Origin of the sequence: Streptomyces clavuligerus, assembly GCF_005519465.1 — a bacterium.
Lineage (GTDB): Bacteria > Actinomycetota > Actinomycetes > Streptomycetales > Streptomycetaceae > Streptomyces > Streptomyces clavuligerus.
Map to the genome: position 1 here is coordinate 260472 of NZ_CP027859.1, position 14063 is coordinate 274534.

The following is a 14063-nucleotide window of genomic DNA, read 5'->3' on the forward strand; positions in this document are numbered from 1 at the left end:
AGCCGAGGAGCGCGTGCAGGGATTCACGGAGTACCTCGGAGGCGTCTCGCTCGCATTCATTCCGGTGCCTGATCCCGCATATCCTCATATCCTCACTCATGACTCAACCCTCGCGGTGATGCGGCTCTCCCTCCGGTGCAGACGGTCGCCGTGTCCCGTCGCTCACCCGGGGATGAGAGGGATCTGGAACCCGGGTGGCATGATCGGGGTCATGAATGACCGCATTGTCGCCGCCGCCGATGGATCGTCCAAGGGAAATCCCGGCAGAGCCGGATGGGCGTGGGTGGTCGCCGATGCGCACGGTGTGCCGCAGCGCTGGGAGTCCGGCCCCCTGGGCACCGCCTCGAACAACGTCGCCGAGCTCACCGCACTCCTGCGCCTTCTGGAATCCACACCGCCGGCGACTCCCCTGGAGGTGCGGATGGACTCGCAGTACGCGATGAAGGCCGTCACCCAGTGGCTGCCCGGCTGGAAACGCAACGGCTGGCGAACCGCGAGCGGCGGCCCGGTCGCCAACCGGGACCTGGTCGAGCGGATCGACGCCCTCCTGGCGGGGCGTGATGTCACCCTCGTCCACGTCCCCGCGCACCGGCAGGACGGTGACCTCCTGAACGCGATCGCCGATCAGGCCGCCAGCGACGCCGCCGCGACCCAGAACCCGGGCGGCACCGCCCACGGTCACCACGACCTCCCCACCCCCGCACCCGAACGCGCGCGGCCCGCGGGTGGCGCGCGGTCGGCGCCCGGGCGGCAGAAGAAGACCCTCAGCCCCGCGAAGGGCGGGACCCGGACGATCGCCGCCAAGTTCCCGGGCCGGTGCCCCTGCGGCGGCTCCTACCCGGCCGGAAGCAAGATCACCAGAGTCGGCACAGGATGGGGCCACCCCGGCTGCCGGACACCCTCGGGGACCACCGGACCCTGAACAGCCCGACCCTGAACAGCCGGGCCGTGAACAGCCGGGCCGTGAAGCCGCTCAGCGCGGACCGTCCGCGGATCTGAGGAAACGGTGTCCGATCCCGGGGCTTGCAGTTCGAGCATCCGAGCCCGTACGGGCCCCTGTTCACGGGCCCGCACGCCGGCCCGGACTACGCGTAGCGGTGCGAGCAGGTCAGCCGGCACCGGGCAGTCGGCTCGATCGCGATAAAACGTTGCGCGCCTGCCGCGCGGCCGTGACCCGGTACACCGTCCGCCTGCGCGCTTGTGGACCGGGAGCGTTTCCGGAGGCATGAGGACGCCCGGGCCGAGGGCGCGGCGGGAGCCGGCCGTCCGGGGCCGTGTGCCGGGATGGCCTGTCGGTAGGGGTGAGGGTCACCGGGCTCCGATGGTTGCCGTCCAGCCGCTGCGGTTGAGGTGGCAGGTGCCGTCGGGGTCGATGGTGACGGCTGCTCCGGCGACGGGCAGGTCGCCGTCGATGACGAGCCAGGTGCGGATCTTGTCCAGTTCGTCCCACAACCGGCGGGGCCCGCCCTGGTGGACGGTCGGCAGGTCCCGGGGCCCGGCTGCCGCGGCGCGGGCCCAGGAGCCGTCCGGGTGCAGCATGTAGGCGGTGCGGGCGCCGCCTGGGCTGTCGTCCATGCGGTGCTCGACGCCGGGGACCATCAGTTCAAGGGTGGAGCGCACGTCCCAGGCGTCGTTCACGCGCATCACCGGGTAGCGGCCCGTGGTGACGCTGTCGCCCTCGGCGGTCCGCGCGGTGGTCCACAGGACGGTGTTGTCGGGGCCGGGAGGGTAGTCGTCGCCGTGACGGGTGCTCATGAAAGCCGCCGCCTCCGGGGCGACCTGGCCGGTGGCGCCCCCGTCAGCAGTCTTGTCCGCGACGATGACCAGCCCCGTCCTGGCCAGCGTGGTCACCAGCCGGCCGCCGGGTGCGAGCGCCGTGAGCCAGGAGGCGGGGATCGTCTCCACCGAGACGGTGGAGACGATGCGGTCGAAGCTGCCGGGAAGCTCGCCCGTCACATCGCAGACCTCCAGCCTCGGCCGGTGCCCGATGGCGTCCAGCCGTTCACGGGCCGCCTGGACGAGATACGGGTCCACGTCGACGCTGGTGACACGATCGGCTCCCAGACGCCGGCAGGCGAGCGCGGTGCCGTACCCGCTTCCGCAGGTCACCAGGGTGCGGGAGTCATCGGCGATGACCGCGTGCCGGTACATCTCCACGACCAGCCGGGGCAGCGTGGACGACGAGGTGGGCCGCGTCTCGGGGATCAGGGTTCCGGGAGTGGCGTGGTCCGCGTGGTGCCGCCCGACGCGCGTGGTCAGGGTGGTGTGCCTGTCGTAGGCGCTGTTCATCCATGCCTCGGGTGCGCTGGGCCCGTCGTGCAGCTCGTAGGCCCATCGTCCCTCCCGTTCGCTGTGTGTCCATGTCCACCAGCGGGGCACGAACAGGTGCCGGGCGGTCGTGGCGAGGGGGCGGTGCCAGCGGGACTCGGGCCGTACGGTCGCATCGGCCATCCGGGCGGCATGCCGCTCCCAGTCCGGTGATGTCCGGTGCATGAATGCAGGCTCTCTTTCAGGGACGGGCGGGCCGCCCGGCCGGGTCGTCCGGTGGTGTGGATCAGCCCAGGGGGCCGCAGGGTTTGGCCTTGGCGGGCGCGCAGGAGTCGGAAGCGGAAGGTTCGCAGTCGGGGGCGCAGGGGTGCGCGCCGGTGCGGCGCGGGACACTCGCGGTCGTCGCGGCCCACCGGCCGGAGCCGAGGACCGACGCCAGGCTCGCGCCGCCGGCGACACTTCCGGCCGTCAGGTGCCGGCCCATCTCGCACACGGCCACCTGCCCGTCGGGGAGGACCGCCGCCCTCTGGTCCCCGCACCGCCCGCACAGGGCCGACGCGTCCGGCGGCGACGCCCCGGCGGCGTTGCCGAAGGGCCGGACCCGGTCGACGTGGACCTCGCGGACGCCCAGGTTCTCCATCTCGGCGCGGGCCCGTTCAGCGCGCTCGTGGTCGCCCGCGTCGAGGATGGCGACCCTCAGCCGGACGCCCCGCTGGACGGCCTCGGCGATGTTGGCGCGCGTCGCCCGGTGAGAGCCCTCCCGGCCGGTGGCCTTGTCGTGCTCCGCGGCAACGCCGCTGTAGTACGAGCAGGCGACGCTGACCCACGAGCGTTCGAAGAGCCGCCAGTGTTTGTCACGCACCCGCACGAGATTCGTGTAGACGCGCACGCGCAGGCCCGCCCGGAGCGCGTGTTCGGCGATCTCGATGACGTCGGGGCGGAGCAGGGGCTCTCCGCCGATCAGCTGGATCGTGGTCGTGCCGAGGGCAGCGGCCTCGTCGACCATCCGGTGCCAGTCCCCGGTGGCCATCGCACCGTGTCCGAGAGTCGGCCCGGCTTGGGCATAGCAGTGGCCAGGGCAGGTCAGCTGGCACCGGGCGGTGATCTCCAACGAGAGGAATCGCAGAGGTGTGGCGGGCGCCTCCGCAGCGATCGTCATAGAAGAAAGGGTAGGCGCAGGGGATGCGTCAACCACCCTGATTTTGCGGGAACTTGGTGGTGCGACGGGGTGAGCAGACAGGGGGCGCGGCCGGATCGCCCACGACCCTTGGCCGGCGGGGGACCGGAACGCCGACCGGTGGGACGGGGTCAAGACCACCCCTCGTCCGGATCCTGACGCTGCCCCGTTCGACACAGCGGAGGCCGGACCCGGGCAGCAACGAGTCCACCACCACGACGACTGTGACCGGCCGGCCGGGCCTGACCATCGCCAAGAAGCAGAACGGCCCGGCGACCGTGAAGGCCGGGGCCACGGTCGAGTACACGATCACCGTGACCAACACCGGCGCCACCGCCTACCCGGCCGCCGGACCGGCCTCGTTCACCGATGATCTGAGCGAGCTGCTGGACGACGTCCGCTACAACGGCGACGCCACCGCCACCCGCGGTACCACCACCTATGACGAGCCCGTCCTGACCTGGAGCGGAGCCCTCGCCCCCGGGGAGAACGCCACCATCACCTTCTCCGTCACCACCAACGCCCGTACCTTCGGTGACCTCAAACTGATCAACACCGTGGTCTCCGACACCCCCGGCAACAACTGTCCGGCAAGGAGCGTGTGCCACCCGAGGGGAACCGGTCAGAGTGGCACCGGGCCCGTCCCCGCGCGGGGACGGGCTCAGCACACCCTGAACGACTTGAACGTCAGATTCGCCGAGGCACCCGGGGCGAGGGTGGTCTCCGGGCCGAAGAAACCGGGGTTGGGATAGGCGCAGTAGGTCAGCAGGGTGTTGTTCGACCAGGACTGGAAACGGTCGTAGGGCTTCACCCAGCGGTTTCTGAGCCGGCTGACATCCGCCACATCGACTCCGGGCAGCAGCGCGAACGACGCGTACCGGTAGTCGGAGGTCTCAAAGACGCACAGCCAGCCGCCGGGGCAGCCAGGACCGTACTCGACCTCCTCGTTGAGGATGTGGATACCGGGCGGGTTGAGCTGGGGCGGTGGCGGAGGCTGGGCGGTGGTCGTCCCGGCGCAGGTGAAAGCGGCGGTGAGGACCGCGGCAAGGACAGCGGCGCGCGACCGGATACGGCGGGCGGTCATGAGGTGGTCTCCAGGGCGGGCAGGGGTTCGGCCCACAGCGCCTTGCCGACACCGGGGGCCGATTCGCTGACCAGACCGGTGCTCTGGTAGCGCTGCTGGGGGGTGTCGCAGCCGAGGATGCGCTCGTAGTAGCCCCGGGTCGTCACGGTGTTCAGACCGATGTAGTAGATCGCTCCGGTGCCGGGGTTGGCGGTGTAGCGGACCTCGGTCTGTTTCTCGACCGTGTTCTCCTGGGCGGCGGTGAAGCCGAACTCCGCGGAGAGCATGGTCTCCACGCTCACGAACCAGGCGTTGAAGCTGGCGGTGGCGCTGATGCCGAGGTTGGTCGAGTTGCTGAAGGAGCGGGTGAAGGTCTCGCTGACCCGCTCGGTGTACTCCATCGGCTCGGTCCCCTTGCGGTTGTCGAAGAGGAACCGGTCCGCGACCACCCGGGTGATCTCCGGCTCGCCCACCTGGACGAAGTGCCACTGACCGTCGCACTGCACATTCCAGGGATCCGCCGCCGCGGCCGCGCCAGGTGCCGCCCCGCCGACGGCCAGTACGCACACACCCGCCACCACGCCCGCCCGGCGTCGGATCCCCTGCCACGGCCGGCTCATGACAGGTCCGCCAGTTGGAGTGCCGTCGCCTGGGTGTCGGGGTCCGCGGTCCAGTACACAAGAGGGCCCAAGGGATTCTTCAGCTGGAGGTCCGCCGACACACTCTCCTTCGACCGCACCTGCCGCCACTCGATGGTGTAGGTCGCGACCGGCGGGTCCTGACATTTAATGCCCGGGTTGAAGACAGCGCAGTCGTAGACGACCACGGACAGATCGCGGCGGGCCCGCCCCGGGTTGGTGAAGGTGAGCCGCTTCACCGCCTGGGTGCCGGCCGCGGCATCGCACAGCGACAGGGTTCCCCCGGTGACCGTCGCGTCCAGACACACCTCCGCCACCGGTGCCGCCCCGGCCCGGGGCGGCTGAGCACTCGCCTGGGCGGCCGGTGCAGCGCCACCGGCCACGAGGGCGAACAGCGGTACCGCCAGCACCGCCACGCGCCGGTTCCGCCGTCTGGGTCCGGACATGGGCTTCTCCTCACACAGCACAACGCGCACAGCCCCGGTGGGACGCGCACCTCCACCGCCCCGACCCGGTACGAGCCTTTACGGGCCCTCCGGATACGGGTCCCTTCCAGTACGGACCGGATCCGGTACCAGGGTCCGGTACCGGGGATTCGCAGGCCGTTTTCCCGTCGCCACCCGCTCTGTCACGCCGCCGCACCGCAGCTGCACCCGCACGGACCACATCATCCGGCCACCTGGGTGTCCCAGGCCCGGCGCCCCGTACCGCAAACCCACTCCCCCGGTGACCCGATGGTGTGATCTTCCGGCCGGGCGGGGCGGGTTCCCGACACCGGGGTGACCGGCTCCCGCACACTCGGCCCGTACCCATCCCCTGTGCCCCACCACGCTGGAGGAGCAACGGTGACCACTTCACCGGACAGCGCACCACGGCGGCCCGCCCGCCCACGGTGGCGCCGCGCGGCCGCCCTCGGTGGGGCCGCCCTGACGGGTGCCGCCGTGTTCGGTGTCACCGGGGCGACGGTCACCACCCCGGCCGCCGCGCCGAACCGGTCTCCCATCACGGCGCCGGGTCCCGCGCTGAGAGCCGGCACCGGCTACGAGTACATCTGGGCGAGCGCCCAGCCCAACGGGAACATCGCCCAGCTGACGGATCTCGGCGCGGACGGCTGGGAGGTCGTCGCCCCCATCTCCCAGGCCAACGGCGGCTACTGGATCTTCCTTCTGCGCCGCCCACTGGCCTAAGGTCCTGCTCACGCGACGGGGTGAAGTCGACGTCCTGCTTCGGGCCGTACGCCTCGGGCCGGAGGCCAAGCTCGTGCGTGGAGTACTCGCTGAACCGGTTGATGTGCTCCGTCAGGTACGGCGAGATATGGGCCAGGTCCTCCGGGGACAGGTGTGGCGGAGCCGGTACCGGCGGGCGGCACGCTCCTGGAGCAGGCCCTGGCTGTTCGCTGCGCGGGGGGGGGCCATGCCGGGGCAGAGGAGCACCAGTTCGGCGGACCGTGGGGCCGGGGGTGCGGTGGCGGAGTCCGGTAGGGACGTCGGGGCAGCGGCGGCCGGTCGCACGGGCGATCTCGCAGGCACGATGCTGAGATGGTCGTTGCCGGTTTTGGTCACGGTCGTCTCCACAGCGGGGTCTCCCACACTTCCCGCCGGACGTCGCGTACACGGTGCCGGGCAGAAGGGGTCTCTGCTGGTGATCTGCGCGGGACCCTGGTGCGGTCCTTGTCCGGCGGCGTCGCCCGGGTGCGGCGTCCGCGCGGGGTGACAGCGAACATCGGCGGTTCGCGGCATGCCGACGTGTGCGGGGATCGCTGTAGCGGCCCGGGGTGAGCACGCGGAGGAGGATCACGCACCCCGGCCGGGCAGCGTGTGCGGGAACCGCGCGCCCGGCTTCGGGGGCTTTCCGGGGTCCGCGGGGTCTTGCCCGTCGGGGGCAACCCGCCCGTCGGCTGCGGAAGCCGGCCCAGGGCCGTCCCTGATGCCCGTCCGGGACCGGACCGGTCTGCTCATCGTCCGGCGGACGCGGTGTCAGAGGAGTTGCATAGATCGCTGACCGGGATTCACCGGATATACCGGGATGAGAGCTGAAGGTCGGGGTCGGGGTGCACGGGTGGAACACGGGACAGCGGGCGCGGTGGGTGCTTGATCCGCTGGTGGGGGTGGGGCCGCTGCGGTTCGATGAGCCCGGACCGGGTCGCGGACGCGGTGGGCGGGGCCGTCGCGGAGCGGTCGCGGGGCGGGGTGTGGGAGGAGTACGGCGAGACGGGCGTGACCGCGCTCTACGGGCCGGGCCCGCGGCCGGGACTGGTCACGGTGGCGGTCGCCGCGCAGGGCGGGCCGCCGGTGCGCCTCGGAGGTGTCGAGCTGGTCGGCCGGGTGCCGTCCGAGGTGTACGCGGATCTTCACGGCCTGGCGCGCCGGGAGGCCGTGACCGTGCGGGTGAGCCGGGGCGGTGATCCGCGGGCCACGGTGTGGGGGCTGTCCCTGGGCGCCGGGCAGGAGTGGGAGGTGATGCCAGGCGGGTACCGGCAGCGGACGGACCGGGTGCTCACCAATGCCCTGTTCACCGCTCCCGGCCTGGCGGCAGATCCCTGCGGGGCGGAGCCGGTCCGGCGGTGGCGACAGGACCGCAGGCCGGAGCCGGATACGGGGGCGGGGTAAGGGCCCGTGCCCGGTGACCGGGAGCGGTCCCGCTGGGACTGGACGCCGCTGGAGCGTGTGCGGCCCGCTGCGGTTCGGGATGCGGCCGCACGAGGTGGCGGCGTCCCTGGGCGGCGCGGTGCCTCACGCCCGTGCCGGCCACGGTCCCTGGTGGTGGCGCGCCGAGGCCGGGACGTGGAGGGTGACCGGGGAGCGCTTCGCGGACTGCTTCCAGATCCACGTCCTGGACGAACGGTCCGAAGGCGACTTCGGCGGCGTGTGGACCCGTCAGACCGTCCTGGACGGACTCGCCGTGCTCGACGACGCCCTGGCCATCGGTACGGCGGTCAACGACACCGTGGCGGTCGGCGTATACGTCCTCGCCCACCGGCCGGACAACGACAGCGACGAGTTCGACCACGTCGTCGAGGCGAGCCTCCACACCCCCTTGGGACAGCTCCTCGTGATGGGCTGCACCGACTGCCTGGACGACGCGGCCCGGTTCGACGCGCCTGCCGGCTGGAGCCGGGTCCGCGCCTCGCGCCGGAACATCGCCGCCGCCGTCCGCTGGTCCGAGTCCGACGAGGAGCCCGAAAACCACCGCGGAGGTCCGGCTCCAGACCTGGCCGGCCCCGTACTCCGGGCCGCGCATCGTCAAGCGCTGGACCCCGGCACAGAGCTGACCCACTGCGGCGCGCTCCGACGTGCTCACCGCGCCACCGCACACCCCACGGCATCAGCCCTCCCCCGGCGTCCCCGCCGGGACTGCCGCCGCGCCCCGCGCACCCCGCCCGAAGCACGGCCGTACGCTCCCCTGCCCCTACTCGGGTCCCGTCACACGGTCGAGCCGGACAGCCTCGGCCCAGCGCGTTGGGCCGCCCGCTGAGGATTGCGGACCTTCGCCCGCCGGAGCCAAGTCAGCAAGCGACCGGTGTGCCGGGGCCGGTCCGGCTCGCGGCCCGCAACCCCACCTACGCCCCGTTCCCCGCCCAGGACGCCGTCATCCCCGTCAACGCCATCGCTGTCCTGCACGCCCTGTGCCGCTGTGCCGGGCACGACGCACAGCCTGGGCAGAAGTCCCCGCCTCCCGGCGGGCCGGAGAGAAGCGAGCACGGTGCACGATCACGGGGCAACCGGACCCGACACACCCGTCTGCCTCCGGCTGGTGTCCGAGCACGGCGACGCCCTCACGGAGGTGTGCCGTGCCGCTGAGCACACCCGCCAGGTGGCCGCCGACGTACTCGGCCCCACCCGCCCCGCCGCAACGCGTCCGGGGCACAGTGGTGCACGCTGCGGAAGAACCGGTCGAGCACCGGGACTTGGGGGGCGTCTGTCCACGCCGGACGGTGGGTGAAGCCGAACACGGCGCGCGCAGCGGCGGCCACCCGCCCGCGGGTCCGCGTCGACGGGGGGTGCGGCCGAGGCGAGGCGGAGGAGTTCACTCCGGACGTGTTCGCTCCGGACGTTCTGGGGAGCCCGGTCCCGTTCTGGACGGAGCCCGCCGGGCGCCTGGCGCAGGAGGGCACCGGTGCTCGGCTCCGCCCGGAGGCGGTGTCCTCGCCGGAGAGCGCCGTTGTCGCTGTCTCCGGGCTCGCCGGGCGCAGCTTCCAACTGGACCTCAACCAGGACCTCGTGCACGAGCTGTGCCGCACCCCCACCTGCCCCCGCCGGATGGTGATCTGAGCCCTCACCCGGTGCGAGGCGCACCTCGCCGACTGCTCCCCGGACGCCCTCTGCTCCATGGCCCAGGCGTGGGGGCGCGCTCAGTACGACGAGCACAGCCGGGGCAATCCCGCCGTCCTCGAAAGCATCCCCACGCCGACCTCCTGGTCAGGGCAGCCGTCGCCCACGGCGCGTACGGGACGGTCTCCACCGCCCTGCTCCACGCGCTCTTCGAGGACCCCGGCCTGATCGACAAGGTGTACGGGAACCCCGAGGAGGCCCTGGCCGTGCGGGACTCCATGGACCGCGAACGGCAACGGCTCGACTCCGTCGCCACCGCGGAGGCACGCCGGATCCGGAAGGAGACCGGAACCTGCCCGGCCTGCCGCCGACCGCTCCCCTCCCGCGGCGGCGTGCCCTGCTTCCCGCCGCGGTACTGCTCGAAGGAGTGCGTGCCGGTGCCGTCCCGCCCGGCGGTGCGGCGCGGCCCGTGGAGCCCCGCACCGCAGTGGTGCCCCGTCGTGGCGGGCACGTCCTGTCCCCGGCCACGCCCCGCGGGGGCGCACAGTCCACCCCCGCGGGGCACTCCCCCTGCCCTGCGCGGCCTGACCACGGGGCAGGGCGGCCCGGCCGGTATCCGTGCACCGGCGGTCCGGCGGGGGAAACCCCGCGAGAGCACGGGGCGTGATCAAGGCGACCGGAAAGCGTCTTTCACGGCCAGGCCACGAAAGGGGAAGCTCACCGTGTTCATGTGACTACTGATGGGAGTTCCTGTGCGGTTCCACCGGACCCTCTGGCCCGCCGCCGTGCTCGCCCTGTCCGCGGCGCTGCTCGCCCCGGCGGCCCCGGCGGCGGCTGCCCCGCCGCCGATCCTGGGCGGGAAGACGGTTGCCATCAAGGACGCGCCCTACACGGCGTTCATCCGGCTCAACGGCCTCGACTGGAAGCGGTGCGGGGGAACGATCGTCGCCCCGCGCAAGGTCGTCACGGCGGCCCACTGCGTCCGCGCGGCCGACAACGGCGCCGCGAGCCTTGAGGTGATCACCGGCCGTACCAAGCCGGTCAAGGACACCGGAGGCAAGCTCGCCAAGGTCACCCGGGCCTGGATCCACCCCGACTACGGCAAGCTCCCCAACCCCCAGAACAACGACATCGCCGTCCTCACCCTCGACAGCGACGCCTCGGGCACCGCTCTCGCCCTGCCCAAGCAGGGCGAGACCGCCTTCACCGCCGCCGGTACGGTCGGCACCCTCTACGGCTGGGGCATGACCAGCGACGGCGACCCGCTGACCGTCTCCGAGAGCCTGCGGACACTGAACGAGACCATCCTCCCCGCCGCCGACTGCACCAAGGCCGAGAAGATCCACGACGCGAAGACCATGCTCTGCGCCTCCTACACCGCCAACTCAACCGGCTTCTGCAGCGGCGACTCCGGCGGCCCCCTGGTCATCGGCGGCAAACTCGCCGGAGTGATCTCCTTCAACAGCGCGATGGGCTGCTCGGCCCCGGACAGGGCCGACTTCTACATGCGCGCCTCCGCCTACACCGACCTGATCAAAAAGCAGATCGACACCCCCTGACGACTGATCAGGTCCGGCACTGCGGGTCTGTCCAAGTGGTCGGCCAACGGGCGGGGAGCAGCCCGGTCAATCGTTCAGGGAACTGCTCCCCCGTCGGACCCGCCCTGCTCGCCCTCGTCGTCCTCGCCCTCCGCGGCCGGGTCGAACGCTGAGGCGGCGGGCCGTCACAGCACGTAGACGCGGTCCTTGAGGGCGCGGACGCGCGCGTAGTCCGCGAGGACCGCCTCCTGGGTCGGCCCGGTCAGATGGACCCGCATCGTGCAGGTGGCCAGGTCGACCGTGGGCCGGATGCGCTGCCCCGGCGCCAGGTTCAGCACCGTCCGGCGCACGGTCGGCAGGGCGCCGATCCGGGCCACGACCTCCTCGTCGACGGCCCGGACGACACCGTCCGCCGTGGTCGCGACGGTGTATCCCATCGCGGCCTGGCGGGGGCGGTAGCTCCGTCCCGCGTAACGCCGCCGGAACTCCCCGGGATCCGTGTGGGCGAGGACCGTCAGATCCGCCTGGTTCTGCCCGAGGCACAGGTCGTGCACCTCGGGGAGCATGCCGCCGCTGAGCCGGGCCCCGGTCTCCACGAGCGCCGGCCCCCGGGAGGTCATCTTCACCTCGCTGTGCGCGGGCCCGTGGCGGATGCCCAGGGCGTCCAGGGCCTGGCGCACATAGGCCATGAGCTGGGGCGCGGGCGCGTCGCCGGGCGGTACGAGGATGTCCTTGTCGTAGAGGTTCCGGCCGTCGACGAGGGTCTTCTCGTACTTCCAGACGCTGCTGACGAAGTGTTCCCCGTCGCGGCTGACGGTGTCGACGATGTACTCGTCGCCGTCGAGGTAGGACTGGACGAGGACTTCGGTGTTCGGCGCTCCGAAGGCGTCCCGGCTCGTCAGCACCTGTTCGGCCGCCCGCCGGACCTCGTCGGCCGTGGCGCAGACGGTGACCCCGTCCGTGTTGCACGAACGGAGCGGCTTCAGCACCACCGGGTAGCTCCCCCGGGCCCGGACCCAGGCGACGATCTCGTCCGCCCGGCCGCTGCGGAACTGGTCCGCGCAGCACAGCCCGGCCGCGCGCAGGGCCTCGGCCATGGCGTACTTGTCCCGGCGGGCCCCGGACAGCCGGGTGCCGTTCGTGGGCAGCCCCAGCGTCTCGCTGAGCCGGTCGGCCAGCGGCACCCCGGGCTCCTGGCCCGCGATGACGCAGACCGGGTCGTACTCCTTGAGCCGCCGCACGGTGGAGGCGTCGTCGGTGTGGACGATGTTCTCCCGGTAGACCGAGAGGTCCGGCGGGGTCCAGGAGGGGATCGGCTCCGGTGTGCTCTGCACATGCACGACGGAGAAGCCCCGGCGGGCGAAGGCAGGCGGCAGCGAGGCGGCGTTGTAGTAGCCGTCCACGACGACGGCGGTGGGTGCGCTCGTGGGCATGGCATTCCTCAGTGGATCGCGGGATCGGAGGATCGGGGGGCGGATCGGGGTCGGAGGATCGGGGGGCCGGGCTCCGTGGCCGGGAGGTCTGTCCGCGGGCCGAGGGGCCGGGCTCAGCCCGCGGTGTGGACGGCGTCGCCGCGCCGCGCCCCGGGCAGGGCGCCGGGGTCCGCCGGGTCCTGGCCGAGCGTGGCGACCCGGTTGTGCTCGTCCACGAAGACGACGCGGGGCTCCTGCTCCCCCGCCGTGGCCTCCGGGCACATCCGGTAGGCGATGACGATCACCAGGTCGCCGACGCCGATCAGCCGGGCGGCGGCGCCGTTGATGCCGACCACACCGGACCCCTTCGGCCCCTTGATCACATAGGTCGAGAGCCGGTTGCCGTTGTCGATGTCGACGATGTCGACCTTCTCGCCGGGGAGCAGACCGGCCGCGGTCATCAGCTCCTCGTCCAGGGTCAGCGATCCGACGTAGTGCAGATCGGCCTGGGTGACGGTGGCCCGGTGGATCTTGGACTTGAGCATGGTCAGATACATGGCGTCCTCCTCGTTCGCGGAGCGTTCGGGTCGTTCGGGGCGCTGAGAGCGGTGCGCTGAAGGTGGTGCGCCGGGGGCGGGGCGCTGGAGGCGTTCGCCGGCGCTCAGGTCCGGTCCGACTGGCCCGACTGGTCCGTCCTGTCGGCGAGGCACCACTCCAGGACGCTCATCGCGCCGTGGAGCTTGTGCGCCGCCTGCTGGAAGGCGACGCTGCGGTCGCCGTCCAGGACCTCGGCGTCGACCTCCTCGCCCCGGTGCGCGGGCAGGTCGTGCAGGAAGACCGCGCCCGGGTAGCGCTTCATGAGGGCCGCGTCCACCCGGAAGGGGGCGAACGTCTCCCGCCAGTCGGCCGTGTGCTTGGCGGTCCCGGTGGTCTGCCACCGGGTGGTGTAGACGACGTCGACATCGTCCGGCAGCCCGTCCATGTCGTGGCGCTCCTCGACCAGCGCCCGGTGCGCCGCGGCGTACGTCCCCGCCCGGCCCAGCGCGGGCTGCGGCAGTCCGTACCCCGGGGGTGTGCGCAGATACAGCTCGGTGTCCCGGTAGCGCGGGAGGGCGAGCGCGAGCGCGGCGGCGGTGTTGTTGCCCTCCCCCACGTAGAGCACCCGCAGGCCCTCCAGCCGGCCGAGGACGGTGAGCATCGCCGACAGGTCGGTGACCGCCTGGGTGGGGTGCTCGTCCTCGGTCATCGCGTTGACGACGGACATGGAGTTCCAGGAGGCGATCGTGCGCAGTTCGGCGGCAGCGGACGAGGTCCGCGCGACCAGGCCGTCCAGCATCAGCCCGAGCACCCGGCCGGTGTCGTCGGCGCTCTCGCCGGTGTTCTCCTGGAGGTCGCCGGGGCCGTAGGCCACCACCCGCGCGCCGAGCCTGAGTGCGGCGACGGAGAAGGCGGTGCGGGTGCGGGTGGAGGTGGTGCGGAAGTAGGTGCCCACCACCCGTCCGGCGAGCGGTTCCGCGCGGGGAAGGGTGCCCCGGGCGTACGCGTGGGCGCGGTCGACGAGGGTGTACAGCTCCTCGTCGGTGAGGTCGTTGAGGGACAGCAGGTGCCGTACGGGGGCGGGGTGGTGCCGCATGGCGCTCTCTCCTGGATCGGTGGACGGACGGCGGACGGCGGACGGACGGCGGACGGCGGGCGG

General features: G+C 72.5%; 15 protein-coding genes. 7 read left to right on the forward strand and 8 right to left on the reverse strand.

Annotation, left to right across the window (positions count from 1 at the left end; translation table 11 throughout):
• Positions 1 to 199 precede the first annotated feature (199 nt).
• The gene (locus CRV15_RS29445) at positions 200 to 922 is read left to right on the forward strand and encodes a ribonuclease H family protein (protein ID WP_003954542.1); all 723 of its coding nucleotides are present in this window, start codon (positions 200 to 202) and stop codon (positions 920 to 922) included.
• Positions 923 to 1308: 386 nt separating this feature from the next.
• On the opposite strand, the gene CRV15_RS29450 is transcribed toward CRV15_RS29445, so the two are convergent.
• Complete coding sequence (locus CRV15_RS29450) at positions 1309 to 2493, reverse strand: methyltransferase domain-containing protein (protein ID WP_003963006.1); 1185 nt, start codon at positions 2491 to 2493, stop codon at positions 1309 to 1311.
• A gap of 61 nt (positions 2494 to 2554) precedes the next feature.
• Entirely contained in the window at positions 2555 to 3427 is an 873-nt protein-coding gene (locus CRV15_RS29455; protein ID WP_003954546.1) for a radical SAM protein, read from the reverse strand.
• Positions 3428 to 3669: 242 nt separating this feature from the next.
• On the opposite strand from CRV15_RS29455, the gene CRV15_RS29460 reads away from it, so the two are divergent.
• Positions 3670 to 4197 (forward strand): DUF7927 domain-containing protein, encoded by a 528-nt coding sequence (locus CRV15_RS29460; protein WP_009999015.1) that lies wholly within the window; start codon positions 3670 to 3672, stop codon positions 4195 to 4197.
• Here CRV15_RS29460 and CRV15_RS29465 read toward each other — a convergent pair.
• The 3 genes from CRV15_RS29465 to CRV15_RS29475 are packed head-to-tail and all read right to left on the reverse strand — an operon-like array spanning position 4107 to position 5592.
• On the reverse strand, positions 4107 to 4529 hold the full coding sequence (locus tag CRV15_RS29465) for a hypothetical protein (protein ID WP_003963007.1): 423 nt from the start codon (positions 4527 to 4529) through the stop codon (positions 4107 to 4109). The genes CRV15_RS29460 and CRV15_RS29465 overlap by 91 nt on opposite strands.
• Positions 4526 to 5077 carry a hypothetical protein gene (locus tag CRV15_RS37035; RefSeq protein ID WP_230864335.1) on the reverse strand — a complete coding sequence of 184 codons (552 nt, stop codon included), beginning with the start codon at positions 5075 to 5077 and terminating at the stop codon, positions 4526 to 4528. The genes CRV15_RS29465 and CRV15_RS37035 overlap by 4 nt, the downstream gene beginning before the upstream one ends.
• Positions 5078 to 5124: 47 nt before the next feature.
• A complete protein-coding gene (locus CRV15_RS29475; RefSeq protein WP_009999019.1) occupies positions 5125 to 5592 on the reverse strand; it encodes a hypothetical protein in 468 nt (155 codons plus the stop codon).
• A 399-nt stretch (positions 5593 to 5991) separates the two neighbouring features.
• Between CRV15_RS29475 and CRV15_RS29480 the strand changes: the two genes are divergently transcribed.
• From CRV15_RS29480 to CRV15_RS29500, 5 genes are all read left to right on the forward strand, one after another.
• Positions 5992 to 6333: a hypothetical protein gene (locus CRV15_RS29480; protein WP_137986989.1), complete on the forward strand. Its 342-nt coding sequence runs from the start codon at positions 5992 to 5994 to the stop codon at positions 6331 to 6333.
• 939 nt (positions 6334 to 7272) lie between these two features.
• Positions 7273 to 7755: a hypothetical protein gene (locus tag CRV15_RS29485; RefSeq protein ID WP_009999021.1), complete on the forward strand. Its 483-nt coding sequence runs from the start codon at positions 7273 to 7275 to the stop codon at positions 7753 to 7755.
• A gap of 181 nt (positions 7756 to 7936) precedes the next feature.
• Positions 7937 to 8620 carry a hypothetical protein gene (locus CRV15_RS29490; RefSeq protein ID WP_230864334.1) on the forward strand — a complete coding sequence of 228 codons (684 nt, stop codon included), beginning with the start codon at positions 7937 to 7939 and terminating at the stop codon, positions 8618 to 8620.
• 563 nt (positions 8621 to 9183) lie between these two features.
• A complete protein-coding gene (locus tag CRV15_RS29495; RefSeq protein WP_230864333.1) occupies positions 9184 to 9417 on the forward strand; it encodes a hypothetical protein in 234 nt (77 codons plus the stop codon).
• 740 nt (positions 9418 to 10157) lie between these two features.
• Complete coding sequence (locus CRV15_RS29500; protein ID WP_003954560.1) at positions 10158 to 10976, forward strand: S1 family peptidase; 819 nt, start codon at positions 10158 to 10160, stop codon at positions 10974 to 10976.
• 164 nt (positions 10977 to 11140) lie between these two features.
• On the opposite strand, the gene CRV15_RS29505 is transcribed toward CRV15_RS29500, so the two are convergent.
• From CRV15_RS29505 to CRV15_RS29515, 3 genes are all read right to left on the reverse strand, one after another.
• Positions 11141 to 12388: an ATP-grasp domain-containing protein gene (locus CRV15_RS29505; RefSeq protein WP_003963012.1), complete on the reverse strand. Its 1248-nt coding sequence runs from the start codon at positions 12386 to 12388 to the stop codon at positions 11141 to 11143.
• Positions 12389 to 12501: 113 nt separating this feature from the next.
• The gene (panD, locus tag CRV15_RS29510) at positions 12502 to 12924 is read right to left on the reverse strand and encodes an aspartate 1-decarboxylase (protein ID WP_003954562.1); all 423 of its coding nucleotides are present in this window, start codon (positions 12922 to 12924) and stop codon (positions 12502 to 12504) included.
• Positions 12925 to 13028: 104 nt separating this feature from the next.
• Positions 13029 to 14000, reverse strand: a complete 972-nt coding sequence (locus tag CRV15_RS29515) for an ornithine carbamoyltransferase (protein ID WP_003954564.1) — start codon at positions 13998 to 14000, stop codon at positions 13029 to 13031.
• Between the last annotated feature and the right edge of the window lie 63 nt (positions 14001 to 14063).

Excerpts from the sequence above, each read along its gene's own strand:
- CRV15_RS29475 (WP_009999019.1), bottom strand. The coding sequence starts at position 5,592 with ATGTCCGGACCCAGACGGCGGAACCGGCGCGTGGCGGTGCTGGCGGTA.
- CRV15_RS29450 (WP_003963006.1), bottom strand. The coding sequence starts at position 2,493 with ATGCACCGGACATCACCGGACTGGGAGCGGCATGCCGCCCGGATGGCC.
- panD (WP_003954562.1), bottom strand. The coding sequence starts at position 12,924 with ATGTATCTGACCATGCTCAAGTCCAAGATCCACCGGGCCACCGTCACC.
- CRV15_RS29505 (WP_003963012.1), bottom strand. The coding sequence starts at position 12,388 with ATGCCCACGAGCGCACCCACCGCCGTCGTCGTGGACGGCTACTACAAC.
- CRV15_RS29445 (WP_003954542.1), top strand. The coding sequence starts at position 200 with ATGATCGGGGTCATGAATGACCGCATTGTCGCCGCCGCCGATGGATCG.
- CRV15_RS29515 (WP_003954564.1), bottom strand. The coding sequence starts at position 14,000 with ATGCGGCACCACCCCGCCCCCGTACGGCACCTGCTGTCCCTCAACGAC.
- CRV15_RS29485 (WP_009999021.1), top strand. The coding sequence starts at position 7,273 with ATGAGCCCGGACCGGGTCGCGGACGCGGTGGGCGGGGCCGTCGCGGAG.
- CRV15_RS29455 (WP_003954546.1), bottom strand. The coding sequence starts at position 3,427 with ATGACGATCGCTGCGGAGGCGCCCGCCACACCTCTGCGATTCCTCTCG.
- CRV15_RS29465 (WP_003963007.1), bottom strand. The coding sequence starts at position 4,529 with ATGACCGCCCGCCGTATCCGGTCGCGCGCCGCTGTCCTTGCCGCGGTC.
- CRV15_RS29500 (WP_003954560.1), top strand. The coding sequence starts at position 10,158 with ATGGGAGTTCCTGTGCGGTTCCACCGGACCCTCTGGCCCGCCGCCGTG.